The following is a 23,749-nucleotide window of genomic DNA, read 5'->3' on the forward strand; positions in this document are numbered from 1 at the left end:
GGTGTCCTGGTCAGCGTGCCCGTCTGGTTGTTGGGGGGCGGTTTCTGCGGCTGTTGAGTACCGCGGCGATCGGGAGGGCTGCTGCCAGGCCGCTGAGCAGGACCGCGGCGAGTGCGCCGAGGATGGCGGGCTGGCCGGAGAAGGCGATGCCGATCGCGGCCAGGGCGGGCCCGGCGTTGCGTACGGCGGCGATGCCTCCCATGGTGGTGCGGCGTACCGGCGGCCCGGTGGTGAGCAGGGTGCCTGCAGCGAAGGCGGCGGCCGCGAGGACGAAACCGGCCAGGAGGGCGAGCGAGCCGAGCAGGGCGAGGACGTCATGCCAGTTCCCGAGAAGCATGCCCGCCAGCACGATCAGGAAAGTCACGTTCGAGACCGTGGTCGCTGGGGGGTGCCACGCTCGTGCAGTGGGCGTCGCGCAGTGGCGCAGCAGCAGGCCGACTGCGAACGGGAGGAGCTGCAGCAGGGCCACGGTTCCCACCAGCGCCGCTATGTCGAGGGAGACTCCCTGGCCGACACCGGAGGCGCTGAGGATCCCGTTGGCCGTGGGGGCGAAAGTGAGACTGCCAATGGTGGCCAGCAGCACTTGCATGGCCGCGCCTGCGACAACATCACCGCCTTGCACCATGGCCAGCTTCGCCCCGAAGGGCCCGCCCGGCGAGGAGGCAGCCAGGACGAGGGCGATGAACGCCGCAGCGGGCAGGCCGAACAGCATGCCGATGCCCCAGCTCAGCAGCGGGACGACCACCAGGTTGGCGAGCAGGGCCAGCACGAGCAGGGGGATGTTGGTGAAGACGCTCCGCAGAGCCGCGACGGTGGTTCCGAGACCAGCGGCAAACATGGTGGCTGCGATGAAGATGACAGTGATGGCGTTGAACAGCAGATGCAGTGTCTCCATGAGGCGACTCCCTCGGGCCTGCGGAGCCGTCTCGGGCCGATGCCGGGGCGTGCCTCGCGTACGGTCAGTCCCGCAGATCGCCGAGCCAGCGCAGGGCGCGCAGGCCAGGCAGGAAGCAGTACTCGCCGCCGCGGGTGACGACGAACCGCGGCAGCGGGGGCAGGCGCCGGCGCACCGGCCGCCGGGGAACGGTGAAGCCGCCGCTGCCGTCGTGAGACCCGGCGACGGGGTCTTTGGCATCGCCCGCGCCGAAGAACACACTGTCGTTCATCCACTGGGACTGGACGAACTCGAACTGCCGCCCCAGGTGGGCCCCGATGAACGCGAACATCAGTCCCCGGTCCACCCCGTCGTTCTCCAGATCCACATCGGGCAGTGGCGAACCGTAGACGGCGCCGCGTCTGATCATGCGGTGCAGTCGCACCTCGCCCGCCACCGAGGCGTCACGGGGATTGGCTCGGCGGATGTGACAACCGGCAGGGGTGACGAATCCCGCCGGATCCTCCCGCGCGTACAGGAAGGTGTTGCGTCGGCCGGGGTCCGCACCGAGAGCGGGGTCGTCGTGCTGCGGGCTCAGCGCCAGCGGAGCTCCGCTGCGCCAGCGGCCCATCATCTTGGCGGCCAGCAGCTCTTCGTCCTCAGGGCTGGTGGCGGCCTGACGCAGGTAGCGGCGGAACGCGGCGACGTCCTGGCGGAGTTTACGGAAGGCCGCGTAGCTGCCGTTGCGTCCCAGCGTCTCCGGCTGCGGCATCTGGATGCCGCCGATCTCGTCCCGGTAGCCGAGCACGAACTCGCCCGCCTTCAACGGCGTCTCCAGCCGGTTCGACCCTGCGATGCCGCTGCCTTCGACGACCGGGTGGCTTACACCGTCGCGGTAGCCGAAGTGTTCGGTCTCAGTGGGCAGCGCGTAGCATTCCTGCCGCCAGATCGCGGTCACCCCGGTGAGCTGTTCGTAGGCGGGGCGAGCCCGGTCGATGGCTGCCTCCAGCCGCTCGGGGTCGGGTGCGACCGCGGTGAGCACCACATGGACATCCGGGGTGCCCAGTGGTGCTTCCCAGTGCTCGGGGCTGCTCTCGCCGTCATCGCCCAGCGCTCTGGCGCGGGCGGCCATCCCCTGCCGGAACTCCCACGCGAACGTTTCCAGCGAGGCGCTGGGCACACCCAGGACCTCCAGCCCGTGGCAGGTGAGCGCGACGCTTACCCACGTCTCCCCCGAGGGGCTGACCAAGTCGGCGGCCGAGGTCACCACCGCGCTCGCGCGCCGCATCAGCTCCCTCCCGTGCGCCCGGTCACCGATGTGGAACACCAGATAGGTCGCCGCGTACGGGGTCGGCCGGGGAGCGAGTACTCCGCTCTGAATGTCGTCGAGCTCCAGTGCCGCTTGCGTTCCGCTCACGGAAATCGCCTCCTCGCCGCGATGGCCCGCGTCTCTACTTGGTGACGAGGTTCCGCCAGAAATTGCGCAGGCTCTCATCGCCGCCGAACAAGGAGCTGAAGATCGTGGAGTCGGCGAGCAGGACGTCGCCGGCCCGCTCACCTTCGGGGGGCATCCAGAGGAACGCGTTGAACGCGCTGTTGCCGGCTTCGGTGAACGGATGCGGCCTGGAGGTGTCGATCGGCTGCATGGCCAGGACGTGAACGATGTCCGGCTCGTCCGTCGTCACGGCGTAGTGCGGCAGGTGCTGGTGAAAGTTGAAGTTGGTGACTCCTTCCAGCCACCCCTTGGCGTCCCGGTCCCTGAAAGCGGAGAACGGGGCGATCTGGTTCTGCTCCCCCACGGCCGGCCGCAACCCGTAGCGGTTCTCCACCGGTACGCCGAGCTCCCGCATCACGCCCCGGAGGTATCCGGCAAAGCGCTGCTGCCGAGGGACCAGGGGATCGCCGTGATGGTGGTACTCGATGTTCCGCACCGCCAGGTCGTCCGATGCCCCCACGTCATGGTGGGGCCCGAGGATCAGGCAGGCGTCCTCTCGGCCGAGGAACGCCCGCAGCGCCTCAACCTCGCCGGGCTCCGCCTCCTGGCCGGTGACCATGTGGTCCAGCCCGAACACGAACAGGGTGTCGGTGTCGGCCAGCACCCGCTCGTCGAGCGGGGTGCGGAAACCGGCCTGGTCGATGCGCTGGTACACGGGGACGGGGTGTCCTGTGCATTCCTCGACGAACCGCTGGAACGGCACCCAGGCCAAGAAGAACAGCTCCAGCGATCCCGCGATGCCCTGCTGGAATCGCAGCGGGTCAGACCACTTCGGGTCCTCGTAGGCGGGCCAGGCCACCCGCCGGACCTCGGTCATCGTGGAGAACCGGTTGTCGAGCTCGGCGGGGCTCCTGCCCGACTCGGCAGGGTAGCTCCACGAGACATAGATGCTCACTCGCCGCCGGCCAGGAGTGGGGGAGCGCGGGACGTGATTCTGGTTGTACGTGCGGGCGGTGGTGACCTCGTTCATTCCGCCTCCCTCAACGGTGGGCCGTCTGCGCGCCGGCTCGCGCCGCAGGCCGCGGATTCTCACTGCAACTGGTCGAGCATGTCCGACAGGGCGTTCTTGACGCGTAGCGCCTTCTTGATCTCGTCGGCCGTGACGTAGGGGTACTCCCCGTACTCAATGAAGCTCGGGCAGTGGTGCTGACGCACGAACCTGACGAACGCCTCAGGGTTGGTTCTCCAGTCCTCGGGGAACCCTTCGAGATTCTCGAAAGCAGTGCTCACTCCCGCTTTGCTGAACAGCGCGATGGCGTCCTCGGTGTACTTGTCGAAATCGGTGTCGAAGATCCCCTGATACATGAAACGCGTGTCATCGTCGAAGAGCACCCAACGCAGATAGTGCAGCTTCAGCGGCGCGAGAAGATACGGATCGCTCTCCAGCGCCCTGGCCAGGGCGTAGCCGTATTCCCGCATGGCTTCAGCCCGGCCCGGCTTCACCCTCGCGACGATAGTGAAGCCGTAACACGCGGGTGTCTTCGGGAAAATCGGGCCGTACTTCCCCTGTTCGAGCTGATCGGTGTCCTTGGCGATGACGGCCGCCTGCGGCTTGATCTCCATGGCCATTCCTCCCGCCGCCTACCGGCCGGACAAACCCCGCTTCCATCCTCACACGCAGCGTCGGCCGCCGCATGCGAGCACACAGCGTCATCAATCCGAGCCGCCCGTATGGGGACACTGTCAAACGAACCGCTCTGTCGCACATTCGGTGGTGACTGAACGTCATCGTCGCAGTGCCTGGTCCGGCGTCCAAGTGCAGCAGACGCAGACGCGTCTTCAAGCCAGATGGGCGCTGCCTCGCTGGTGGCGTTACCTGCGCTGACCTGGGAACAACACTGTCAGCGACGGCAACGACTTACAGTCACCACCGAATGTGCGACAGGGTCAAACGAACGGTGTAACTCGGTTTGCTGGAGTTAGAGGTCGCGCGGATAGGTGTGGTTAGGGACCCCGGCAGCAGAACGGGCACAAGTCCTGGTGATCATGGAGTTGCGACGCTCTGTGATCACTGGGGAGACTTGTGCCCGCGCTTCCATCATGGCTGACAGAGCCGCCCTGGGGCCAATTCACAGCCCTGCTGCCGAGCGGCCGGAGTACCACCCGGATCATCCGCTCGGCTGCCACCGTCGGCGCATCAGTGACCGGGGCATCGTCGACAAGCTCCTGCAACTGCTTCGCTTCGGCTGCTCTTACGAGGCGATCGCCGACACAATCTGCTCGGCCACCACGATCCGCAGCCGTCGTGCCGAGTGGATACGCCTGGGCGTGTTCGCCCGGCTCAAGCAGATAGCGCTGGACGGCGTTGTCACGTTGGCTGACCGGTCTGGGATGATCTTGGAGTTGATCGTGCCGGGGAGGAGTCCGCGCCGGCGCCCGGAAGTGCGGCCGCCGTCCCGCGTGGGCCGTGATGAACTCCCAGGCGTCCCGATGACACAGCACCGTCGCCGACGACACCCGGGCCGCCTCCCGCAGCAGCGCCCTGTGCGCCTCGGTCACCTTGACCGCCTCTGGCTCCGCGGCCGCGCTCCTTCAAGCGGAGCCTGTGCCGTCGCCGGACGCGTCGCCGCTCTTCCCGCTCGGGGGCGCTTCCCTCTCCTTGCCCGTTCTGTCCCGTCTCGCTGCCCCCTTTTGCCGGGCCTGTTCCTCCTCCGCGGCAGCTTCCACCAGGGCATCCATGACCTCCTTGTCGACGCGCATCCCGGCGGCGTCGTGGTGACCGCGGACGGTAGTGGAGTCCACGCTGACCAGGGACAAGTCCGCCTTCCTCTGCCGGGCGGCCTCGGCAATCAGACCTTCCAGAAGGGCGGTGAAGACGCCGACGTTCCGCCAGACCCGGAAGCGTCCGTAGACGGTGGCCCAGGGCCCGAACTCGCTCGGCATCTCACGCCACTGGGCACCGGACCGGAACCGCCAGATCACCCCCTCGAACTGATCCCGCAGTCGTTCGGGGTACGGGCCGTACTCGCCGATCGGCAGATACGGCTCGATCAACTTCCAATGCTCATCAGTGAGTTGCCTGCGTGTCACAACCCTCGTTCCTACCGGATCCGCCCTCCCGGCGGATCCGCATCGGCAAGATTGATCACGACATCACACAGACCCTAATTGGCATATATTGCGGTTACTTACGCCCATGGTTGCCGTACGGGTTCTCCGTGAAGCAGTCGTAGCTGATCTTCATCAAATTCGGGCGGCCTGCACGTAAGCACAGTTAGTTGACGTCGACGTCGTCGAAGAGCGCGAGCATCCGGGTCAGGACGTGCACGCACGCATCCACGTCGGCGCCGGTGAGGTCGCCGCCCACCTGCCGCAAGGCCGCGTGCTCGCGGGCGTGCACCGCTGTGATGGCCGCCGTGCCGTCGGCGGTCAGTCGGATGAGTGAGGACCGCTGGTGGGCGGGGTTGGGGGTGGCCTCGACCAGGTGCTGCGCGGCGGCATCGTTGACCATGCGCTGCACGAACTGCCGACTGAGTGTCTGGGAGCGGCCGAGCTGAGGGACGGTCATCGGTCCGTGCTGGTGCAGCAGATCCAGGACGGCGCGCACGCCGACCGACAGCCCCTCGATCGGCTGGGCCTGTTCCACCTTGCGGTGCACCCGCCGGTACAGCGGCCCCACCAGGGCGAACACCTCCGTCAGTCGGTCGGCGAGCTCGTCGGGCATCAGAGGGGTGTCGGTGTTTGTCATTCCCCAAGGATGACACCTCGGTTGCCAACTTTCGAGGAAGATGACACCTTGGTTGTCATGCCTGCTTTCGCTGAGCGCTCCGAGATGCATTCGTTCACGACCTCCGACGGCTCCCTCGCCTACCACGACGCCGGCCAGGGGCAGCCACTGGTGCTGCTCCACGCCGGGTTCTTCGACCACGAGATGTGGGACGATCAGACACGGGCGTTCGCCCCGCACTACCGGGTCGTCGCACCTGACGCCCGTGGACACGGAGCCTCCTCGAACGCGACCCGGCCGTTCCGCCCGGCCGACGACCTGGCAGCGCTCCTGCGTCATCTCGATGCCGGGCCGGCGGTGCTCGTCGGGGTCTCGATGGGCGGGGGCACCGCGGTTGATACCGCGCTCGAGCACCCCGAGCTGGTTCGCGCGGTGGTCGTCAGCGGTGTGGGGACCAGTGAACCGTACTTCGAGGATGCCTGGAGCCTGGAGGTTCTGGGGGAGCAGAACGATGCGCTGGCCGCCGGAGACATCGAGGGCTGGCTGAACGGGCACGTGCGCTTCGCGGCAGGCCCGCACCGCTCGCCCGGTGACGTCGACGCGTACGTGGCGAACTGCCTGCGCGCGATGGCATCCCGGACGATCTCCAAGCACATGGTCGGCGAACCAGACCATCGCGTACCGGTTCCGCAGACCTGGCGGCGTGCGGCATCCATCGACGTTCCCGTCCTGGCGATCAACGGTGCCCTCGACGTGAGCGACCACATCGCGATGGCCGAGCGCCTGGTTCACACAGTCCCCAACGGCCGCGCCGTGTCCGTGGAGAACGCCGCGCACTTCCCCAACATGGAGGACCCGGCCGGGTTCAACGTTCTCCTGGCCGAGTTCCTCGAAGCCCTTCCGCATCACTGACTTCGGCTCATCGGGGTGCGGTTGGGGCATCGATGGCCAGGCCGGTTCCGGATAAAGAACCGTTGAGGGGGTCGGGCCGGTACTGGAGTCGTGTGAGCCGGTTACGCACGAGGATCTCAAGGCGGTCGAGGGCGACGACGGCGAGGTTGGCCAGGCTACGTCTGACGTGTGCCCATACCCCCTCGACCGGGTTGAGGTCGGGGGAGTGGGCAGGCAACAGGAACAGCGTCAGCCACTTACGCTCGGCGATCAACTCACGCATCGCCTGGGAGACGTGGGTGTTCAGCCGGTCCCAGACCAGCACAATGGGTGCCTTGAGCAATTGGTGGGCGCCGTCGAGAAAACCGATGAAGTCGCGCTTGCCCATGCTGCGGTGTTTGTCCTTGTCTGCAGGGTGGGTGCGCAGGCAGTGGTACAGCCGGGTGCGCGAGCCGGGCCGCATTGCGATCAGCCGGCCCGGCCACCGACAGCCGTCCCGAACGCCGCCCGCTGACCGTCACCCGCGGCGTGTTGCCGCGTCGGCCCCAGGTGCGTCCGTTGGGCGGCCTTCGGGTGAAGCCTGCTTCGTCCTCGAAGCAGACGTAGCCTCTGCAGGCCGCCCGGCCCGCTGCCCCCAGGCCCCCCTGCCACCGTCCGGTCCGGGCCGGGCAAGCCCAGACCATCGACGTCTTCATCACCGGCCCCCGCATCGCCAAGGGCGAGAGGCAGCGGCTCGTCCCCGAACGCGACCGTGCCCTGCGGGTCGTCGCCGAGATCGACGCCGTCACCTCCGTCCTCGCAGGGAGGAGCTGACCGTGGCCCGCCTCACCGAAGCGGACAAGGCCCGTAACGAGGCCGCGATCCGGGCCGCCATGGACCGCGTCCTGGTCGGCAACCTCCCGCCCGGCGGCAAAGTCGACCTGAAGACCCTTGCCACTACTGCCGACGTCACCCGCACCGGCTTCTACCCGAAGAAGAGCCGCGACGCCACTCCCAGGCCCGGGACTTACCAGCACCTCGCCGAGGAGTTCGAACAGCGGCTGCAGGAACTCCGGGCCGCCGGAGAGATCGTCGACCCGCGGGACGCCCGGGTCGACCGGCTCAAGAAGCAGGTCGACGAGCTGAAGGAGCGGGTCGTCATCCGAGATGAGCAGCCGGCCGAGCTGACCGAGTCCAAGGCCCTGGAGATCTCCCAGCCGGCTGCCCAGTACGACGAGATCAAGCGCCTGCGCACGCAGGTCGCCGAGCACTCGCCCGTACGTTCCGTACCGAATGCGCGCGACCGTCCCTGACGGCCTCTGTGCGGCCACGGGAGGGCGCCGACGCGGGCGGCGAGGGCGCGGAGCTCGGGTGGTCGCCAGCGCCGTACGTTCCGTGCCGGCAGCATGGCGAGAGGAAGCCGCGTGATGGATACAGCCGGCCGCGACGAGGCGTCGGCCCTTGGCTCCCTACGGCCAGTTCGAGCCCGTGTCACCGGGCCGGACAGCGGCACCGGCCTCGAACCGGTGCACCGGCTCGCCCAGCAGGAACCCGGAGACGCCAGCGACACAGCGACGGAGCACCAGCGCCCGCAGGTTCGGGACGCAAAGCCCGACGCGTGATCCGTGCCCGGATCGGCACGCACCTGACGCTGCCCAGCCAACTGCCGCTTCTTCGGGGTGATGAGGACAAGCACGGATGCGGACGGCCAAGGCGTTGTGGGCGTAGTTCGCCGCGCTGTTGCCGGTCCGGTGACAGGGTGGTGTTCAACCTGTGTGTCCGCGGGCGGGCGCCGCGAGCCCGGTCAGGTCCCACACCCGTACTGTCTTGTCGTTGCTGCCGGTGACGGCGACGGGCCGACCGTCCAGCAGGGTCGTTGCCGCTCCCCAGACCATGCCCTTGTGGCCTTCCGAGGGTTCGCCGATTGGCCGGCCGGTGACCGGGTCCCAAATCCGTACCGTCCCGTCCCCGCTGCCGACCAGGGACGGCTCGCCCACATGTTGGCCCGTGGCCAGGTCCCACATCTGTATGAGATGGCTCCCGCCTCCAGATATGGCGACGGGACGACCACTGACCAGGGCTGTCGCCACCGACCATACTTCGCCATTGCAGATGAGACCCTTGTGGCCGACCAGGGGTCCACCCACAGGTCGGCCATCGCTGAGGTCCCAGATACGGACCGTCTCGTCGTGGCTGCCGGTGACGGCGACGGGTCGGCCGTCCACCACGGCTGTCGCCAGCGACCAGATGCCGTGTTCGTGGCCGGTCAGGGTGGATCGGAGTCGAGTGGTCGTATCAGCACGCGCGTTGCCGGACATGAATGACACGATAGAGGTGCCACTCATGCAGCTGGCCGCGGTCGTCCATGTCCAGCAGACCGGCCTTGCACGGTTCGACCAGGAGGGCATCGTGAAGGCGGGGCCAGATGCCGGCGCCGGTCCGGTCCCGCGACGGCGCCAGGCCGTCACACCGCTGCACCGACCTGTTCGGCCGGAACTTCCCGCCGGCTCACGCTCTTGCACAGCACGTAGACGATGCCCCGCAACGCAGCCCGGTCATCCGCCGGCAACCGTCCGGGATACCGATGCCGCCGAGGCGGACGGGCAGGAAACGACGGGGCTACACGTTCCCACAGGTCGTCAGTGTCGGCGTACGACCTCAGCTCCTCAGCTCCCCAATCGCGTACGAATGAACGTCCCCAGCTGTATCGCCCCCCGCCTGGCGGCGCCCGCGCACCGAGGGCGACCTCGCATCAGGCCCTGGTCCCGGCCCAATACGGCCCTCAGGAGCCCTCCACGAAGCGCGCACCCGGCCCGGGCGTACGGCAGATGTCTTCCGGGGTGAGGTGGCTGTGCCCAGCAGTGCACTCGAGGACGATCCTGACGGGCTCGTCGCATGGGCTCGCACCGTGGACGGGCCGGTGGCGGACGATGACCGACGGCCCCTGCGGGTCGGCAAAGTACGTGTCGCCCCATTCCAGGAGCGCCACGAGCGTGGGTCGCAACGCGCGGCCCTGCTCGGTGAGCTCGTAGGCGAAGCGCTGCCGATCTCCGGGTTCCTGATACGGCACGCGGCGCATTACTCCCGCGGCCATCAAGGTGTCGAGCCGAGTCGCCAGGAGATTTCTGGCGATCCCGAGGCGGGAGTGGAACTCCCCGAACCGGCTCGCGCCGTCCAGCGCTTCACGCACGATCAGTAGCGACCAGCGCTCCCCTACTACTGAGAGGGCGCGTGCCACCGAGCAGTTCCCTGGGTCGATTCGCCGTGTCTCCATGGGACGAGTGTAACGACCTGAGTTTACAAGCTGAACTTAGCCCGCATAGACTTCGGCCTGAGTTGAAGAACTAAACTCAGAAGGAGGTCGACCATGCCCATGCTCGACGTGTACATCCCCGCAGGTGCTCTCCAGCCGGACGCCGAGGCGGCGTTGCTGAATCGAATCACCGAGATCCTCATCCGCAACGAGGGATTCGACCCCGCCGACCCGGTGAGCCGTTCCGTCTCCTGGCTCTGGCTGCACCGACCGGCCGGCGTCTACGTCGGCGGAGAACTCGTGGACGCACCTCGCTACAAGATCGTCCCGTCCGTCCCCGAGGGCCAGCTCGATGAGCAGAAGCGTGCGAGCGTCATCGCCGAGGTCACCGAGGCGATCCTCGATGCCGAAAACGGTGCCTGGCCGCGTGAGGCCGGCCGGATCTGGGTGTTTCCTACCGAGATCCCCGAGGGCCACTGGGGCGGCTGGGGCCAGATCAGGCCGCTCGCGACGATCCTCGCCCGGCTCAGCGGCGGCGACACCAAGCGGGCCCGTACGCTCGCGCGTGAGCGGATCGCTGCCAGCCGAGCCGAACACACCCGCCTGCCCTGATGAGCGGTGAACGAACCGGGGAACGAAGCGGTCGGTAACACAGCCGGGTAGAGCCACCCCCTCCATTGCGAATCGGCTTCCGGCAGGGCAGCCAGGTATGCGGCTCCCCGCCGACCAGAAGCGGGCGGAACGGGAACGTGAAGCCACAGCCGCAGCCGCAGCCGCAGCCGCCGCTGACGCGGCCCGTCGGGCCGCACCGTGCGAGGACTGCGGGCGGCAGCGGTCGGCCGGGCTCTGCGAGGCGTGCTGCCGCGGTGAGCGGCCGGCACGGTCGCAGCCAACGCGGGCTCCCGACCGCGGCCCGGGACGGCGCGTCGATCCGCAGGGGGCCCGGGCCGCCGCCGTCGCCTCCCACACGTCGACCGAGACCTCCACCACGGCGTCCGCCCTCGCGTTGATCCATCGGGCTCATCTCGTTGCCGGTCGCGCTGTACACCGCCACCGGCAGCCACACGATCCGCTTCCACCGGCTCCAGCGCGGCACCGCCGACCGGGTTCGCAACCGCCGCGTCAACGAGCGCACCGGCGGCGAGGTCGACCTCGGCGACATCGTCAAGGACTACGACACCGGCAGCGAGTACGTGATCGTCGAACCGGGCGAACTCGACGACATCGCGCCCGGCCGGTCCAAGGCCATCGAGGTCCAGGGGTTCGTCGACCTCGACGCGGTCGACCCGATCTTGATCGGCAGTGTGTCCGGGGTGCCTGTTGATTTCGTTCCCGACGATCTGTTGGAGCGGGTGGCTCCGCTTTTGCCACCCGTTCCCGAGCGGCGTCGCCGCCACCCCGGACGGCTGCGTGAACCGGAGAGGAGGGTAGGCAAGGGCGGACCGGAGGAGATCTGCGCGACCTTCCCGATCGCCCGGGGCGAGAGGCCGGCAGAGGTCGGTGGTGTCGAACAGGGCTTCCACAGCGAGTCGCTGGCGTGGCCGGTCGTCGGCTGAGCCGGCCAGTGGCCCCTCGCGCCCCGTGCGCGGGCGGCCGGATCAGCAGGCGGAGGCCCCGGTCGGGGTCTGCAGGTCGTATCGGACGATGCTCGCGTTCTCCTTGAACGAGATCCCCACGTTCCCGATGGCGCCGTTCCCCTCGTACTGCGACCAGCTGATGGTCTTGACGTCGCCGGGCCCCACCTGCCTGCCGAGCGACATGACCATCAGACGCCCGGTGCACGAAGAGGCGGAACTGCCGCCGCCGGAGGGCGGGTTCACCTCGACCAGCGCTGAGCCGTCAACGGTGAATTGCTGTTGGTCGACCGTCTCCACCGTGTAGCCCTGCTTCGGCTTCGCCCCGTCCATGACGGTGGTGAAGGAGACGTCGAAATAGCCGACGTGGACGGTCACGGGCTCACAGAGCTTCGGCGGCCCGCCGAACTCGATGGGCAGGTAGCCAGTCACGCTGCGCCCACGCAGATTGCTGTCCAGCCAGTCCTTGTCACCCCGGACACAGGAAGGTGTGGGGGACGGAGGCGCCGCGGGGGTGGCAGCGACGGAGGACGGCGGACTCGCCGACGTGGACGAGGAGGCGCCCGGGGCGGCGGCGTCGCCGCTGCCGCAGCCGGAGAGGCTGAGTGTTCCCGCCAGGACGGCGAGCAGGGCGATGACCCGTAACGGTGATGGTCCTGCCTGGTCTGTCACCGGGCCATGCTGACCGACCGGCACAGGCGAGTCAACAGGGCCCACGCCCCCGGCCGGCCCGGCTGCGGGGCGGCGGCCCGAACCACTGCCCCGCCACCTCACTTTCCTGCCGTACCTGGCCCTACGGCGGTCTCGGCCGGGTCGGGCTGTGCGACAGGTGCGCCGTCATCGAACGTGATGCGTACTGTGTGCTGGGTTCCTCTGCCGACGTATCGAGTGCATCGGCGAACCTGTTGTACGCGGTGGCCGCCAGGGCCCAGTCGGCGGTGAGGAACTCGGCCTGGTCGTGGGTGTCCGACAGGGCGAGCAGGAGCGCGATCAGCGACCGCGGGACAACGCGACACGCACGCGCCCGGCCCTGATGTCGTCGACGTTCGGCGGGGGTACGGAAGTGTGTCTGATTGGTGCTCAGTCCGGTGAAGCACTCTCATGTGTCGCGGTGGCACACAAGCTCCGCCAGGTCGACACCGGTCAGGAATCGACTGCATCGACGTTTCCTACTGAAAGCGAAAGAGCCCTGCCCCCGGCATTGCAGCTTCCGGGGTCAGGGCTTTCCAGTGCCGCAGAGGGGCAGCGGGAGCAGCGTGCAGGGGTCAGCCTGACCAACGAGCCGAAGCACGTCCACGTCGGCCAGGCACCTCGCTGAAGCGAGGTCAGCGGACGTCGAACGAGTGGGTGGAGTACCCGTTGGTGGCGTTGCAGGCGACGAGCCTGGCGAATGCGTTGGCCCCGGTGCCGTAGGGGTTCAGGCACTTGTTGTGCGCCTGGCTCTTCAGCAGGTACCGGCTGGGCTTGTTCGAGTCGTCCAGGGAGAAGACCTGCTCGTCCCACCGGGGGTCACACGGACGCTGCTGGAGGGCTTCCGCGTCGCCGCCGCCCAGAGCAGTGACACACATGTCGCTGTTGAGGTTGCGCAGCACGAAGGTCGTGCTGGTAACCGGATCAATGGCCCACTTCTGGGCCAGTTCGTCCGTGTCGTTCTGGTACTGGATCTGGGCACCGCCGACCGTGGAGTTGGTGGCGACGCCGAGGACGAAACCGGTTTGCCAGTTGCGGACCTTGGTGCCGCTCAACGGTCCCGTCGCGTTGGCCGTGCCCGCCCCGAGTACGGTCGCAGCCAGCGTTACGGCGACGCCGACGCAGGCAGATCGAATGCGCATGGAGGACTCCTCTGTTCTGCACTAATCACTGAGCGTGTTCATTTAGGTACGAACAGTAGCGGCTTCGGGGTTGGGAATGCCGCCCATAACCGAAGACCACGATGAAAGACCGCAAATGGTGGAACGCGACCGCTCGGGTTCCGGCAAGCGTGCTTCGGTCAGTGGACGGCTGTCACACTCCGCTGCCAGCCGTCCATTCCCCCACAGACCGGGCATCCTCTGGCCGCCTTCACCACGAGGCCGGGGGCCGGGCCATTCAAGCCCTGGGATTGGAAGCAGGTACTTGATCAGGCGCCCCTTTCCCTCGATCCGGTGAACCGCTGATCTGCAGGCATCGGCGGCTACCTCCTGCGGGTGACGCCGTGTCAGTCCTGCTCCCTACCGTCCGAACCGTGCGACCTCCGCGCCCTGGCGGCGCCCGACGAACGGCGGTGGTCCTTCATGTCCCTGGTCGACGGGCTGCGCAGCCCCCACACCCCCTGCGCCGATTCCTGGACCGCGAACTGTCAGCCGGAGCGAAAGCACTGCGCGACAACTACCGCGCCCAGCACCGCGCAGATCACATCCTGCCCCCGCCGCCCGGAGTCGGCACCGAGGTCGGCATCGTCGGCAAGGCGACCGACCAGCGCCTGCGCCTGGCCTTCACTGCGGCCGCGCCCGTCGACGACGCCTCCCTGGTGGGCGTCGAGGGCACCGGCGGATTCGGTGACCGCGGCAGGGACTGCGGATGCGCGCGGTCGGCAACGAGCTCTCGGCACGCCTGACCGAGACGGTTCGACACCTGGACCTCGACAACCGCGATCTGCCGATCGACCGCGCCCAGGGCGAGGAGGAGGACCTGGCCCGCATGCTCATCGCCGCAGCCTGGTACCAGGTCCTCGCCCGCACCGCCATCGGCTTCGCCTTCACTCCGCTCGCCAAAGCGGCCCTCAAGGGCCCGGACACCTTCACCCCCATGCGGCTCCTGGAGCTCCCGCACCGCGACATCGTCACTGACGGTCGTCGCTCAGCCTTACAAGGGCGCCCACAGCCCTCTGAAGGCCCTGCGCCCCCGCACGCAGCCTGAGGACTGTGTCGACGGCCCGGCGTTCGCCGGCGCCCGCATCACCGCCGACGCCGACCTCGCCGTCGACGGCCTGGCCGTTTCCGTTCTGGCGGCCGGCCCCGGTGGGACGGGCGTCGGAGGCGTGGGGGACCGGGCCGGGCCCGCTGTTCATGGGCTCCTCTTCGGATTCGGTTCCTGCCCTGCTGGGATTCACAGACGTGACCGCTCCCGCGAACAGCGACCTCGTGGTGTGCGTGCTGACTGCTGCGGTGCTCGCACCTCCGCAGCAATCCGCCGCGCAACAGCGGGCCTTCAATTGGCTGAAGGAGACCGGCCGCCACGGCCTGGAGGCCGCCGAAGCCGCAGCGTATTTCGCCGCCGTGCAAGAGTCGGACGACGCGGCGGTACAGCGCCTTGCGGCCTTCGCCGCCGCCCTGGCTGCAGCCGAACTTCGGGCCGCTGAGCGCCGACAGTCCTGGGGGAGCCGCGAGCGCAGCCACGTCCGTCTCCTCCAGGAGCACGCGGACTACGAGCCGCAGACCGAGTGGGAGAAAACAGAGCTCGGACTGTTGGTCGCGGGGGAGCCCGATGAGGACCACCAGCCTCACCGTGGACCCCCGCTTCTCGACCTGGACAGCAGCATGCCGTCGACAACCGTCCTCGGCTATGACGAGACTGCTCCCAAGGACCGACCGCGGTCGACTTGCTCTACGACCGCGCCACCCTCGACGAGGTCGCGCTGCCGGCCAGGTGCCGCACTGGCGATGGCCATGACGACGAGGACTTCGCGCACATCCCGAACTTGCGCGTTGTGCCCAGCAGCCCCGCCATGGCTGGTGCTGATACCGCCATCGCGCGTGACCCGGACCGCCACGACTGGTTTGTTGAGATCCTGCGCTCTTACGAGGGCGACGACACGGTCTTCTACCTGGACTTCCCAGCGAGTTACGGCATGATGCCTTACTCCGTGCTGCGCATGATGGACGAGGATGACTCCGTCATCCCGTCTGTGCCGCTGCCCTGCATCCGGTACTCGGCCGACGCCAAGAAGCTCTACGAGGACGAGTGTCCTCCGCCGATCCTCCTGCGCAACTCGGTGACCTCCGTGGACTACAGGAAGGTGATGACGCACCTGGGGTTCGTCAACCTGGTCTGAGGTCGTTTCCACTGGAAACGGCGGTGGCCCCCACCTCTCTACGATGGTGTTGGCGAATTCAGGACCCGACGTTGTCGTGTGGGGCGGGTGTTGCCTTCCGCGCGCGAAGACCGGCTCTCCAGCCGGTGCACCGAAACCGTCCCGACCCGGCCCAGGCCGGCCGCTCGGCTCGAAGAACCACCGCACGGCCACCCGTCACGACGTGGGCCGAGTCCTCGCCACCGGCCAGGCATACAGCCGCCCGGCTCACCACAAGAAGGGCACCAAACCCAGGCGAACCGTCACGGAGCTACCAGATCAGACGCGTTAAGGGCGAGTAGCGGCAGCAGCGATGCCGGCCTCCCGAAGCGTGCGGGCCAGGTGTTCCATCTCGGGAAGCGTTCCTGAGTAATCACCGTCCAGCACGCGGCGCAGCACAGCCTTGGCGTTCTTCAGGTCAATGCCGAGCTCTGCCCGCAGCACGCGCATGATGGCGACGCTCTTCGTCGGCGGACTACTCACCTGCAGCCTCGCGGGTCCATGCTCACAGAGCATCTGATCCCGCCGTTCGGCCGACACGTCGCCACCGCACACGGCTACCGCAAATCCACAGGCAAAACAGGTTGATTCAACGTCCCATCGCAACCGGCCGTCCACCAGGGCCTGAACTCCCCGGCACTCCAGCTCCGCACCGCAGTCCTGGCACTCTGCGGAGTACCTGACGGATTCGAAAACCGCCTGCTCCATCCCCCACCCCCAACGGAGACGAGGTTAAACGACAAGCTAACCGGGATCGGGTTCGTCGTGGATGGTCAATGCTCCGGCGAGGTCGAGGTCGGCGACAGTGCCGTGTGCCCCGGCGCGGACGAGCAGCACTGCGCCGAGCGCGGTGCTCCAGAACGTCCTGGCCTCCACGTCGAGCGGTCGACGGGCCGTCCAGCCGCGACTGTCGATGAGCTGGCTCACGAAGCGCTCGGATTGCCGGAACAGCAACTGGAGGTGCCGGTCGACCACGGGGGCGAGTTCGGGCTTGGAGATCCCGGCGGCGAGTGCTCGCGTGACTGACGGGAGCGAGGGCATGGCCAGTACGGCGCGGGCGATGTTGCGCCGGAATGTCGCCGCATCGGGGGCTTGGCGACCGATGCGCTCGAGCCGTCGGGCGTCGTGCAGCAGGCCGAGGAAGGCGGCGTGCACGAGCAGTGAGTCCTTGGAGCCGAAGTGGTAGGTGACCTGATTGGGGAACACACCTGCCGCGTTTGCGATCTCCGTGACGCTCATCTCGGCGCCGGGCCGCTCCTTGCAGAGCCGTGCAGTTGCCTCGATCAGACGGCGCCTCGTCGCGCGACCGCGGTCACGCGAACGGGCCGGCGTTGATCGGGCTTCGGTTCGCTTCTTCTCCACGCCCAAATTGTATGTGATACAACAGAGCTTGTTCGTTTGTATCGCATACAAGAAAGATTGAGGGGCATGCACCGGACTGAAGTCGTCGTGACCGGACTCGGCGCGATCACACCACTCGGGGCAGACGTGGCCTCCACCTGGGACGCCCTGCTTGCCGGCGAGTCCGGCATCCGCGGCGGCGTCCTGCCCGGCCACGAGGACGCCGGCCTTCCCGACACCGTTGCTGGAACGATGGCGATCGACCCCGCCGAGTTGCTGCTGCCGGTACAGGCCAGGCGGCTCGACCGCTCGCAGCAGGCGGCCTTCATCGCGGCGGCCGAAGCCTGGGCCGATGCCGGTGCCCCAGAGGTGGACCCGGACCGGCTCGCATCGGCGATCGGCACGGGCATCGGCGGCGTAGGGACGCTGCTGAAGGAGGACGACGTACTGGAGGCGGCCGGGACCCGGCGCGTCTCGCCACGTACGGTCCCGATGCTCATGCCCAATGCGGCGGCGGCGCTGATCAGTATCGAATACGGTGCACGGGCCGGTGTCTACACGCCCGTCTCGGCGTGCTCTTCCGGTGCCGAGGCGATCGCCCTGGGAGCCAGGCTCATCCGTGCCGGCGAGGCGGACGTGGTCATCGCGGGCGGGACCGAGGCCGCAACCACCCCGATCACCGTCGCCGGCTTCACCCAGGCACAAGCACTGTCGCGGCACACCGCCGAACCCGCCTCGGCGTCCCGGCCGTTCGCCGCGGACCGCAGCGGATTCGTCCTCAGCGAAGGCGCCGCTGTCATGGTGCTCGAAAGCGCCGAGCATGCCAGCGCCCGAGGCGCGCGTGTCCACGCGGTGCTCGCGGGCGCCGGCATCGCCGCCGACGCCCACCACATCACGGCTCCCGCTCCCGACGGCTCCGGTCAGATCTCCGCCATGCGGAAGGCTCTCGCGCAAGCCGGTTTGGCTCCCGAGCAGATCAGCCACATCAACGCCCACGCCACCGGAACTCCGGTCGGCGACGTCGCCGAGGCACACGCGATCAGGGAGGTCTTCGGCCACGCCACCGTGACAGCCCCCAAGGCTGCGCTCGGTCATCTCTTCGGCGCCGCCGGCGCGATCGAAGCACTCATCGCCGTCCTCAGTGTGGAGCACGGCGTCATCCCGCCGACCCGCAACCTCACCGCGGCCGACGTCGATCCCGACATCGATCTCGATGTCGTCGCAGAGCGACGAGACGTCCCCCAGGAGGCCGTGCTCAGCAACTCCTTCGGCTTCGGTGGGCAAAACGTCTCACTCGTCGTCACCGGCTCACGGCACCACGCGTCCCGTACAGCCCCGACCACACCATGACCCACGCGAACGCACCGTGGTCCGTACAGGGCCGCCGCCGATAGCCCGCGGCTCCCGCCCGGCGCTGCGACCGGCTTCACGCCGTGGTCGGCCCATATGGGTCGGCTTGTCCGGCGCCGCCGTTCGGCCTCCGGCCCGTCATGGCGGGTGGCCGGGCGGCGGTTCTTCGAGCTTCACGTCGAGATCGGCGGACTTGATTTCGATGTGTGGGTTGACCCTGCGTAGAACGGTGGTGAGCCCGGCGCTGGCGGGCCCTCTTGTATACCGTGGTCGGCCCGACCACGGGCCCGACCAGCACCGAGCAAGTCGGCCCGGCCCCCTGCGGTGCGCACTTGGGCGGTCACTTGGGGACCCACTTTGGTGCCCGACCAAGAGGAGCTGGGGAAACCAGCAGGTCGCGGCGCACATTTGGCCGTACGTCGCGTCGTCACAAGCCCTCTTCTCCCCTCCTGACGTCCGTATTGGAGGAGAGCATCGGGTTCCGGGGGCCCGGACGACCTCACAGGCCGGGCGCGGCCGGCAGCGGTGGCGAGCCGGCGGCTGGTCGCGAGTTGCGAAGGAGCAGAGCTGATGGCGGGGAAGCGGTAGATGAATCCGGTGGGGTCGACGAACAACCTGCGCGGTGACGTGCTGTGCGTGCTCGGAGTGCTGAAGGTCGCGACCGTCGAGCAGATCCAGCAGATCTCAGCCCCGCACATGAGCTACCGGCATACCGACAAGGACAAGCCCTCCGAGCGGAAGCAGGCCCGCACCGCCTCGCACCTCGGGGCGCTCTCCGACCTGCGCAAGCACGGCCTGGTGGAGAACGGCGGGAAGATCCCGGGCGGGGACACCCTGCGCAACCTGACACCCATGGGCCCGGACGCTCGGTCGAGTCGATCCCGATGGCAGCAACCGGGCGAAGCCGGGCAGGCCGCCGCTGCTCTCCGGGCGGTGAGCAGCGGGCAGTGGTATTGCGCCGGGATCGGCCTGCTTCCCGAGTGCGCCGTCACGGGGTGTGCTGCCGCCCGGCCTGTCCTGCGCGGGTGTTGCGTCGGGCGGTGATGTGTTCGGGCGGTTCGATGTGGTCCGGGAGGAGTGGGTCGGCTTCGGGTTCGCCCCAGGCGGTGACGAGGGGGAGGGTGCCCGCCCAGATCCCGAGGGCGGCGTCGGGTCCGTCGCCGTCCTCCGGGGCGCCGGTGCGTATCTTGACCGATGCCTCCTCGAGCGACAGGGCGAGCAGGGAGGTTGCCGCCATTTCCTTGCGGTTCGGCTGTCGTGCGTAGTCCCACTGTCCGGGCGCGGATTGTTCGGTCAGGCAGTGCAGCCCTTCCCGCTTCTCCGTTGGATCCGTGACCAGGCGCGGGACACCGTAGATCATCGCGCTGCGGTAGTTGATGCCGTGTTCGAACACCGACCGTGCGAGGACGAGGCCGTCCACGTGCGTCACGGTGACGCATACCGTCGCCTCGGGCGAGGCGACCAGGCCTCGGCTGGCCACAGACCCGTGAAAGTAGAGGTTGCGCCCGTCGCTCCCGTAGACGGTGGGGACGACCATGGGGTTCCCGTCGATGACCAGTCCGAAGTGGCACACGAAGCCGGCATCCAGGATCGCGTCGAGTTCGGCACGGTCCAGGCTCCCTTGTTCCCGCAGACGGCGGTGACGGGTGCGGTCCGTTTCCGGCAGGGTAGTCCGGAGTTGGCTGTATTTCACGGCAGCTCCTTCGCAAGCGCGTGGGCAGTAGGAGGACTTCACAACGTGGTGGACATGGCCGATGGCGCGGCCGGCGGCTCCGAGACGGGCGGGTCGGGCGCGGACGTGGTCCGGTCAGCTTGTCGGTGCACCAGCGGCGAGTTGATCGGCCCAGTGTCGCTGGTGCGGTTCCAGGTTCAGCCGTGTCCGGCCCCACAGGTCGAGATACAGTTCCTCGGCCGTGGCCGCGATCTGCGCGTCGCGCGGTTCGCCCGGTGTCGCCGCCCTGGTGTGCACGGTCGCCGCGGCGAGTTCCACGAGCCAGCGGTCGCCCGTGTCGGTGCTGTGCACCTCGAACCGGCCGGTGCGGGTGAAGAGCCTGCCGTCGCGGGCCCCGGCAGCCAGGTGGACGGCGAGGATCTCGTCCACGCCGTCGGCGGCGACGTCCGCGGGGATCGTCAGTGATTGCCCCACGGCGTCAGCGACGTCCCAGCCGTGGACGAACGCTTCGTGGGTGAGACATCGCGGCCAGAAGGAGACGACGTGCGGCTGGGTGGACCAGTTCCACGCGGCGGCCAGGGGGTCGGCTGCGGCGAGACGGTCCAGAACCCGGTCCCATTCCTTGGCGGCCCACGGGAGCAACCGGTCGTCGGGGAGCATCTCGGCGTCGGTGAACTCGGGTTCGCCGGCCCCTTGCTCGACGCAGGCGTGGATGAAGGAGGCGACGTTGCCGAGATGGTGAACGACATCGCGGATCCGCCACGCCGGACAGGCAGGGACGGAGTCGTCGAGCCGGTTCTCGGCCATGCGCCACACGCGCGCGCCCACCGCCCGGGTCGCCTCGATGTGGCGTGCGGTGTCCAGCAGGTCCATCAGGTTGAGCCCTTCGATAGCGGGGTTCGGTGACTGGTCGGGTCGAGTCGTTCGGGAGCGAGGTCCGGCGTCCGATTCGCTGCGCCATGGCCCCGCCTGCGCGCTGCGACTCACTGATCAGCGTCTCGACCCTTCCCGGGCCCGCGTTGCAGCGCCGATTCGCGACGCGGGCCCGGGGTGGACGACGTTGCGCATCTCGTCGCGTTCGTCGCCGTCGGCCTTGTCCGCCAGAAGCGGCGGTCGACCGACGGCACCGGCACCTGTCCGTTTCCCTTGTCCGAGTCCGGCTGGACGGGGTGGTGCCGGCGTCGCCTCCCTGTTCGGTGAGTCTTCCGTACCGCCGGTGCAGACAGAGGAGCGGCTCGCCGGGGCCGCCGTGGGGTGGCAGGCGGACACCGGTCGCCTCGGCGGTGATCAGAGTGTGGTCGGCGGCCTTCAGGTGCCGGGTCATGCGACACGTCAGGACGGCGGCGCTTTATTCCAGTTCCGGCCCTCCGCCGTGAGGGGGCGGCCGATGGCGCACAGCACCCCGGCGAACTCCTCGTCGCCGAAGGGGCGGTGTTGGGTGAAGCGGTCGGCGAGAGCGTGCTGTCCGATGGCGAGGACGTTCACGGTGAAGCGGCCGGTCTCCTGGATCACGGCCTCCGTGCGGCTGCCTAGTGCCGTGACCGGCAAGGTTTGCCCTGAAGGAGCGTCGTCCGGTGCGTGCGATCGCAAGGCAGCCGAAAGCCCTCGGATGGGGTCTCCCCTGCTCGAACGAAGTCGAGAGCTTGGGGAAGGGCTACGTGGGCTCTCGGCCAACGCCGCGAGCGTGCGTGCGGGACGGTGCGACGGGGCAAACCTTGCCGGGAGCGGCACTAGTGGCTCGTCACGCAGCCTTGGTCGGGTAATCGGTCCATGACCGGATCGGTGAGTCGGGCGCGAAGTTGGTCTTCGGTTCCGCTCGGGTGTTGCGCCAGCGGACGTAGGCGGCGATGGCGGCGTTCTGTTCGTCGTGGCTGCGGTGATCGGTGCCGTTCAGTGCGAAGTAGCGCAGAGCCGCGAACTCGGCCTCGATCCAGTTCAGCCAGGAGCCGTAGGTCGGCAGGAAGACCAGCTCGATGTCGTTGTCGGCTGCCCAGGTGCGGACGTTGGCGTGCTTGTGCGGGGAGAAGTTGTCCAGCACCACATAAAGCTTTTGCCCGGGCCAGCGGGCGCGCAGAGCCTTGAGGAGGTCGAGGAACTCGCGCCACCGCTTGCGCGGGCGAATGCGGTAGTACAGCTTGCCGGTGGCCAGATCGAGGGCGGCGAGCATCTGCCTCACTCCACCGTAGCGGTTGTAGGTGGCCCGCAGCCTGCTCCTTCTTCTTCCAGGGGGCTCAGCGGGTGCGGACGGGAAGCCGGATCAGCGCGATCCCGATGCCGCTGGCCAGCAACATGCCGACCAGGACCAGGAGCCCGGGGACGTCGGAGCCGGTGCCGTCCTTGAGACGGCCGAGCAGTATCGGGCTGAGGAATCCACCGAGCAGGCCGATGCTGTTGATGAGCGCGATCCCACCCGCGGCGGCCGTGCCGGACAGGTACGCCGACGGCATCGACCAGAACACCGCGTAGGCGCCCAGCTGCAGGCAGCCGAGACGGTGAGGGCGAGCAGCGAGAGCGGGAGGTTGCCGGTGCTGAACGCGGCGACCGCCATGGCCAGCCCGGACAGGACCGCAGGGACCGCACTGTGCAGGCGCCGTTCAGCAAGCCGGTCGGAACGCCTGCTCACCACGAGCATCGCGACGATCGCGGCGGCGTACGGCACCGCGGAGAGCAGCCCGACGGTGGTGAGGCTCTCGACGCCGTTGCCGACCAGGATCGTGGGCAGCCAGAAGATCACCGCGTACATCCCGCCGATGAGGCAGAAGTAGCTCACCGCGAGCCCGTACACGCGGGGGTCGCGCAGCACCTGGCGGAACTCGTGCTTGCTCCGGGCCTTCGACCCGACGGTGAGGTCCCGCGCCAGCTGAGCCTTCTCGTGGTCGTCGAGCCAGCGCGCCTGAGCGGGGGAGTCGGCGAGGACGCCATACACGACGAATGCGAGCAGGACCGTCGGAACGCCTTCGAGGAGAAACATCCATTGCCAGCCGGTGAGGCCGCCGGCACCGTCCAATCCGGTCATGATCCACGTCGACACGGGCCCGCCGACCATCGCGCTGAGCGGCCCGGCGAGCATGAACACCGTCATGGGCGTGGCCAGCAGCCGCGACGGATACCAGAAGCCGAGGTAGAAGATGATGCCGGGCGCGAAGCCGGCCTCGAACACGCCGAGCAGGAACCGCAGGATCAGGAAGCTCGTGGTGTCGTGCACGAACATCATCGCGGTGGACGTGAGGCCCCACAGCAGCATGATCCGGACGATCGTCCTGCGGGTGCCGATCCGGGCCAGCAGCAGGTTGCTGGGGACCTCGAACAGGACGTAGCCGAGGAAGAAGATGCCCGCGCCGAGGCCGTACACCGCTTCGCTGATTGCGATGTCCTCGGACATCTGCAGCTTCGCGAACCCGATGTTGACCCGGTCCAGGGCCGCGAACGTGTAGCAGACCAGCAACAGGGGCAGCAGCTTCCGGCTGATCTTGCGGTACAGCCCGTCCTGTCGGGTGATCGGTCTGTCCCCGACGCCGGTGGGGTGGTCCATGGTGCGCTCCGTCCCGAGCCGCCGACTCTGGCGTCCTTGTGTCGGTCGAGCATTGATCGGGAGCCGTATG

The 23,749-nt window shown here is 68.4% G+C and carries 26 protein-coding genes and 4 pseudogenes; 11 read left to right on the forward strand and 19 right to left on the reverse strand.

The genetic code is table 11. The features are described from left to right. Positions 1-10: 10 nt before the first annotated feature. The 4 genes from AMK22_RS18215 to AMK22_RS18230 form a co-directional block, all read right to left on the reverse strand. Positions 11-895, reverse strand: coding sequence for a bile acid:sodium symporter (locus AMK22_RS18215; protein ID WP_073786289.1), 885 nt, complete (start codon positions 893-895; stop codon positions 11-13). Positions 896-959: 64 nt separating this feature from the next. Next, positions 960-2,291 carry a Dyp-type peroxidase gene (locus tag AMK22_RS18220; RefSeq protein WP_073786291.1) on the reverse strand — a complete coding sequence of 444 codons (1,332 nt, stop codon included), beginning with the start codon at positions 2,289-2,291 and terminating at the stop codon, positions 960-962. A 34-nt stretch (positions 2,292-2,325) separates the two neighbouring features. Then, positions 2,326-3,339, reverse strand: coding sequence for a hypothetical protein (locus AMK22_RS18225; RefSeq protein WP_073786292.1), 1,014 nt, complete (start codon positions 3,337-3,339; stop codon positions 2,326-2,328). A gap of 59 nt (positions 3,340-3,398) precedes the next feature. After that, the gene (locus tag AMK22_RS18230) at positions 3,399-3,932 is read right to left on the reverse strand and encodes a hypothetical protein (RefSeq protein WP_073786439.1); all 534 of its coding nucleotides are present in this window, start codon (positions 3,930-3,932) and stop codon (positions 3,399-3,401) included. 460 nt (positions 3,933-4,392) lie between these two features. Here AMK22_RS18230 and AMK22_RS18235 point away from each other — a divergent pair. Then, a pseudogene (locus AMK22_RS18235) lies at positions 4,393-4,671 on the forward strand (transposase); the annotation flags it as partial. Between the two features lie 201 nt (positions 4,672-4,872). Here AMK22_RS18235 and AMK22_RS18240 read toward each other — a convergent pair. Then, positions 4,873-5,399: pseudogene (locus AMK22_RS18240) on the reverse strand (transposase); the annotation flags it as partial. Between the two features lie 184 nt (positions 5,400-5,583). Next, a complete protein-coding gene (locus AMK22_RS18245) occupies positions 5,584-6,057 on the reverse strand; it encodes a MarR family winged helix-turn-helix transcriptional regulator (protein WP_073786296.1) in 474 nt (157 codons plus the stop codon). Between the two features lie 57 nt (positions 6,058-6,114). Between AMK22_RS18245 and AMK22_RS18250 the strand changes: the two genes are divergently transcribed. After that, positions 6,115-6,948 (forward strand): alpha/beta fold hydrolase, encoded by an 834-nt coding sequence (locus tag AMK22_RS18250; protein WP_073786298.1) that lies wholly within the window; start codon positions 6,115-6,117, stop codon positions 6,946-6,948. A gap of 7 nt (positions 6,949-6,955) precedes the next feature. Here the strand turns inward: AMK22_RS18250 and AMK22_RS42360 are convergent. After that, positions 6,956-7,552 (reverse strand): annotated as a pseudogene (locus tag AMK22_RS42360) (transposase); the annotation flags it as partial. Between the two features lie 190 nt (positions 7,553-7,742). On the opposite strand from AMK22_RS42360, the gene AMK22_RS18260 reads away from it, so the two are divergent. Continuing rightward, the gene (locus tag AMK22_RS18260; protein ID WP_079186235.1) at positions 7,743-8,219 is read left to right on the forward strand and encodes a hypothetical protein; all 477 of its coding nucleotides are present in this window, start codon (positions 7,743-7,745) and stop codon (positions 8,217-8,219) included. A gap of 453 nt (positions 8,220-8,672) precedes the next feature. Here AMK22_RS18260 and AMK22_RS18270 read toward each other — a convergent pair whose 3' ends face one another. From AMK22_RS18270 to AMK22_RS18285, 3 genes are all read right to left on the reverse strand, one after another. Next, entirely contained in the window at positions 8,673-9,224 is a 552-nt protein-coding gene (locus AMK22_RS18270; protein WP_073786304.1) for a WD40 repeat domain-containing protein, read from the reverse strand. A 146-nt stretch (positions 9,225-9,370) separates the two neighbouring features. Then, positions 9,371-9,568 carry a transposase gene (locus tag AMK22_RS42365; protein ID WP_079186237.1) on the reverse strand — a complete coding sequence of 66 codons (198 nt, stop codon included), beginning with the start codon at positions 9,566-9,568 and terminating at the stop codon, positions 9,371-9,373. Between the two features lie 120 nt (positions 9,569-9,688). Then, the gene (locus AMK22_RS18285; RefSeq protein ID WP_073786307.1) at positions 9,689-10,180 is read right to left on the reverse strand and encodes a winged helix-turn-helix transcriptional regulator; all 492 of its coding nucleotides are present in this window, start codon (positions 10,178-10,180) and stop codon (positions 9,689-9,691) included. 93 nt (positions 10,181-10,273) lie between these two features. Here AMK22_RS18285 and AMK22_RS18290 point away from each other — a divergent pair, with 93 nt between their 5' ends. Together AMK22_RS18290 and AMK22_RS42075 are read left to right on the forward strand one after the other, a co-directional pair. Beyond that, positions 10,274-10,771 (forward strand): hypothetical protein, encoded by a 498-nt coding sequence (locus tag AMK22_RS18290; protein WP_073786309.1) that lies wholly within the window; start codon positions 10,274-10,276, stop codon positions 10,769-10,771. Positions 10,772-11,181: 410 nt separating this feature from the next. Then, positions 11,182-11,715: a Ku protein gene (locus tag AMK22_RS42075; RefSeq protein ID WP_384411625.1), complete on the forward strand. Its 534-nt coding sequence runs from the start codon at positions 11,182-11,184 to the stop codon at positions 11,713-11,715. 42 nt (positions 11,716-11,757) lie between these two features. Here the strand turns inward: AMK22_RS42075 and AMK22_RS39180 are convergent, their stop codons facing one another. Both AMK22_RS39180 and AMK22_RS18305 read right to left on the reverse strand, forming a co-directional pair. Next, the gene (locus AMK22_RS39180) at positions 11,758-12,405 is read right to left on the reverse strand and encodes a hypothetical protein (RefSeq protein WP_143203580.1); all 648 of its coding nucleotides are present in this window, start codon (positions 12,403-12,405) and stop codon (positions 11,758-11,760) included. Between the two features lie 653 nt (positions 12,406-13,058). Further along, on the reverse strand, positions 13,059-13,565 hold the full coding sequence (locus AMK22_RS18305; RefSeq protein WP_073786312.1) for an RICIN domain-containing protein: 507 nt from the start codon (positions 13,563-13,565) through the stop codon (positions 13,059-13,061). A gap of 392 nt (positions 13,566-13,957) precedes the next feature. On the opposite strand from AMK22_RS18305, the gene AMK22_RS38460 reads away from it, so the two are divergent. The 4 genes and pseudogenes from AMK22_RS38460 to AMK22_RS42080 form a co-directional block, all read left to right on the forward strand. Further along, complete coding sequence (locus AMK22_RS38460; RefSeq protein WP_143203581.1) at positions 13,958-14,329, forward strand: hypothetical protein; 372 nt, start codon at positions 13,958-13,960, stop codon at positions 14,327-14,329. Then, on the forward strand, positions 14,293-14,631 hold the full coding sequence (locus tag AMK22_RS18315) for a hypothetical protein (RefSeq protein WP_073786315.1): 339 nt from the start codon (positions 14,293-14,295) through the stop codon (positions 14,629-14,631). The genes AMK22_RS38460 and AMK22_RS18315 overlap by 37 nt, the downstream gene beginning before the upstream one ends. Positions 14,632-15,313: 682 nt before the next feature. Further along, positions 15,314-15,766 carry a ParA family protein gene (locus AMK22_RS18320; protein ID WP_073786317.1) on the forward strand — a complete coding sequence of 151 codons (453 nt, stop codon included), beginning with the start codon at positions 15,314-15,316 and terminating at the stop codon, positions 15,764-15,766. Positions 15,767-15,866: 100 nt separating this feature from the next. Further along, positions 15,867-16,076: pseudogene (locus tag AMK22_RS42080) on the forward strand (NF041680 family putative transposase); the annotation flags it as partial. Here AMK22_RS42080 and AMK22_RS41005 read toward each other — a convergent pair. Beyond that, positions 16,073-16,234, reverse strand: a complete 162-nt coding sequence (locus tag AMK22_RS41005) for a hypothetical protein (RefSeq protein WP_242434030.1) — start codon at positions 16,232-16,234, stop codon at positions 16,073-16,075. The pseudogene AMK22_RS42080 and the gene AMK22_RS41005 sit on opposite strands and share 4 nt — an antisense overlap. 294 nt (positions 16,235-16,528) lie before the next feature. After that, positions 16,529-17,146 (reverse strand): TetR/AcrR family transcriptional regulator C-terminal domain-containing protein, encoded by a 618-nt coding sequence (locus AMK22_RS18335; protein WP_073786321.1) that lies wholly within the window; start codon positions 17,144-17,146, stop codon positions 16,529-16,531. 66 nt (positions 17,147-17,212) lie between these two features. Between AMK22_RS18335 and AMK22_RS18340 the strand changes: the two genes are divergently transcribed. Continuing rightward, complete coding sequence (locus AMK22_RS18340; RefSeq protein WP_073786323.1) at positions 17,213-18,475, forward strand: beta-ketoacyl-[acyl-carrier-protein] synthase family protein; 1,263 nt, start codon at positions 17,213-17,215, stop codon at positions 18,473-18,475. Positions 18,476-19,063: 588 nt separating this feature from the next. Beyond that, a complete protein-coding gene (locus tag AMK22_RS18345) occupies positions 19,064-19,519 on the forward strand; it encodes a hypothetical protein (RefSeq protein WP_073786325.1) in 456 nt (151 codons plus the stop codon). Here AMK22_RS18345 and AMK22_RS18350 read toward each other — a convergent pair. The 5 genes from AMK22_RS18350 to AMK22_RS18370 all read right to left on the reverse strand — a co-directional run bounded on the left by AMK22_RS18350 (position 19,464) and on the right by AMK22_RS18370 (position 23,679). Then, complete coding sequence (locus tag AMK22_RS18350; RefSeq protein ID WP_073786327.1) at positions 19,464-20,168, reverse strand: pyridoxamine 5'-phosphate oxidase family protein; 705 nt, start codon at positions 20,166-20,168, stop codon at positions 19,464-19,466. The two genes, AMK22_RS18345 and AMK22_RS18350, sit on opposite strands and share 56 nt — an antisense overlap. Positions 20,169-20,282: 114 nt before the next feature. Then, positions 20,283-21,020 (reverse strand): maleylpyruvate isomerase family mycothiol-dependent enzyme, encoded by a 738-nt coding sequence (locus tag AMK22_RS18355; RefSeq protein ID WP_073786329.1) that lies wholly within the window; start codon positions 21,018-21,020, stop codon positions 20,283-20,285. Positions 21,021-21,479: 459 nt separating this feature from the next. Beyond that, a complete protein-coding gene (locus AMK22_RS42085; RefSeq protein WP_073786331.1) occupies positions 21,480-21,659 on the reverse strand; it encodes a flavin reductase family protein in 180 nt (59 codons plus the stop codon). A 229-nt stretch (positions 21,660-21,888) separates the two neighbouring features. Further along, on the reverse strand, positions 21,889-22,323 hold the full coding sequence (locus tag AMK22_RS18365; RefSeq protein WP_242434032.1) for a transposase: 435 nt from the start codon (positions 22,321-22,323) through the stop codon (positions 21,889-21,891). A gap of 81 nt (positions 22,324-22,404) precedes the next feature. Beyond that, positions 22,405-23,679: an MFS transporter gene (locus AMK22_RS18370; protein ID WP_199883256.1), complete on the reverse strand. Its 1,275-nt coding sequence runs from the start codon at positions 23,677-23,679 to the stop codon at positions 22,405-22,407. Between the last annotated feature and the right edge of the window lie 70 nt (positions 23,680-23,749).

Origin of the sequence: Streptomyces sp. CB01580 (assembly GCF_001905795.1) — a bacterium.
Taxonomy (GTDB): Bacteria; Actinomycetota; Actinomycetes; order Streptomycetales; family Streptomycetaceae; genus Streptomyces.

Bases quoted from the DNA above. Each gene is read 5' to 3' on its own strand.
- AMK22_RS18215 (WP_073786289.1), bottom strand. From the start codon at position 895: ATGGAGACACTGCATCTGCTGTTCAACGCCATCACTGTCATCTTCATC.
- AMK22_RS18225 (WP_073786292.1), bottom strand. From the start codon at position 3,339: ATGAACGAGGTCACCACCGCCCGCACGTACAACCAGAATCACGTCCCG.
- AMK22_RS18230 (WP_073786439.1), bottom strand. From the start codon at position 3,932: ATGGAGATCAAGCCGCAGGCGGCCGTCATCGCCAAGGACACCGATCAG.
- AMK22_RS18245 (WP_073786296.1), bottom strand. From the start codon at position 6,057: ATGACAAACACCGACACCCCTCTGATGCCCGACGAGCTCGCCGACCGA.
- AMK22_RS18250 (WP_073786298.1), top strand. From the start codon at position 6,115: ATGCCTGCTTTCGCTGAGCGCTCCGAGATGCATTCGTTCACGACCTCC.
- AMK22_RS18270 (WP_073786304.1), bottom strand. From the start codon at position 9,224: ATGTCCGGCAACGCGCGTGCTGATACGACCACTCGACTCCGATCCACC.
- AMK22_RS18285 (WP_073786307.1), bottom strand. From the start codon at position 10,180: ATGGAGACACGGCGAATCGACCCAGGGAACTGCTCGGTGGCACGCGCC.
- AMK22_RS18290 (WP_073786309.1), top strand. From the start codon at position 10,274: ATGCCCATGCTCGACGTGTACATCCCCGCAGGTGCTCTCCAGCCGGAC.
- AMK22_RS18305 (WP_073786312.1), bottom strand. From the start codon at position 13,565: ATGCGCATTCGATCTGCCTGCGTCGGCGTCGCCGTAACGCTGGCTGCG.
- AMK22_RS18315 (WP_073786315.1), top strand. From the start codon at position 14,293: ATGCGCGCGGTCGGCAACGAGCTCTCGGCACGCCTGACCGAGACGGTT.
- AMK22_RS41005 (WP_242434030.1), bottom strand. From the start codon at position 16,234: ATGCGCGTGCTGCGGGCAGAGCTCGGCATTGACCTGAAGAACGCCAAG.
- AMK22_RS18340 (WP_073786323.1), top strand. From the start codon at position 17,213: ATGCACCGGACTGAAGTCGTCGTGACCGGACTCGGCGCGATCACACCA.
- AMK22_RS18345 (WP_073786325.1), top strand. From the start codon at position 19,064: ATGAATCCGGTGGGGTCGACGAACAACCTGCGCGGTGACGTGCTGTGC.
- AMK22_RS18355 (WP_073786329.1), bottom strand. From the start codon at position 21,020: ATGGACCTGCTGGACACCGCACGCCACATCGAGGCGACCCGGGCGGTG.
- AMK22_RS18370 (WP_199883256.1), bottom strand. From the start codon at position 23,679: ATGGACCACCCCACCGGCGTCGGGGACAGACCGATCACCCGACAGGAC.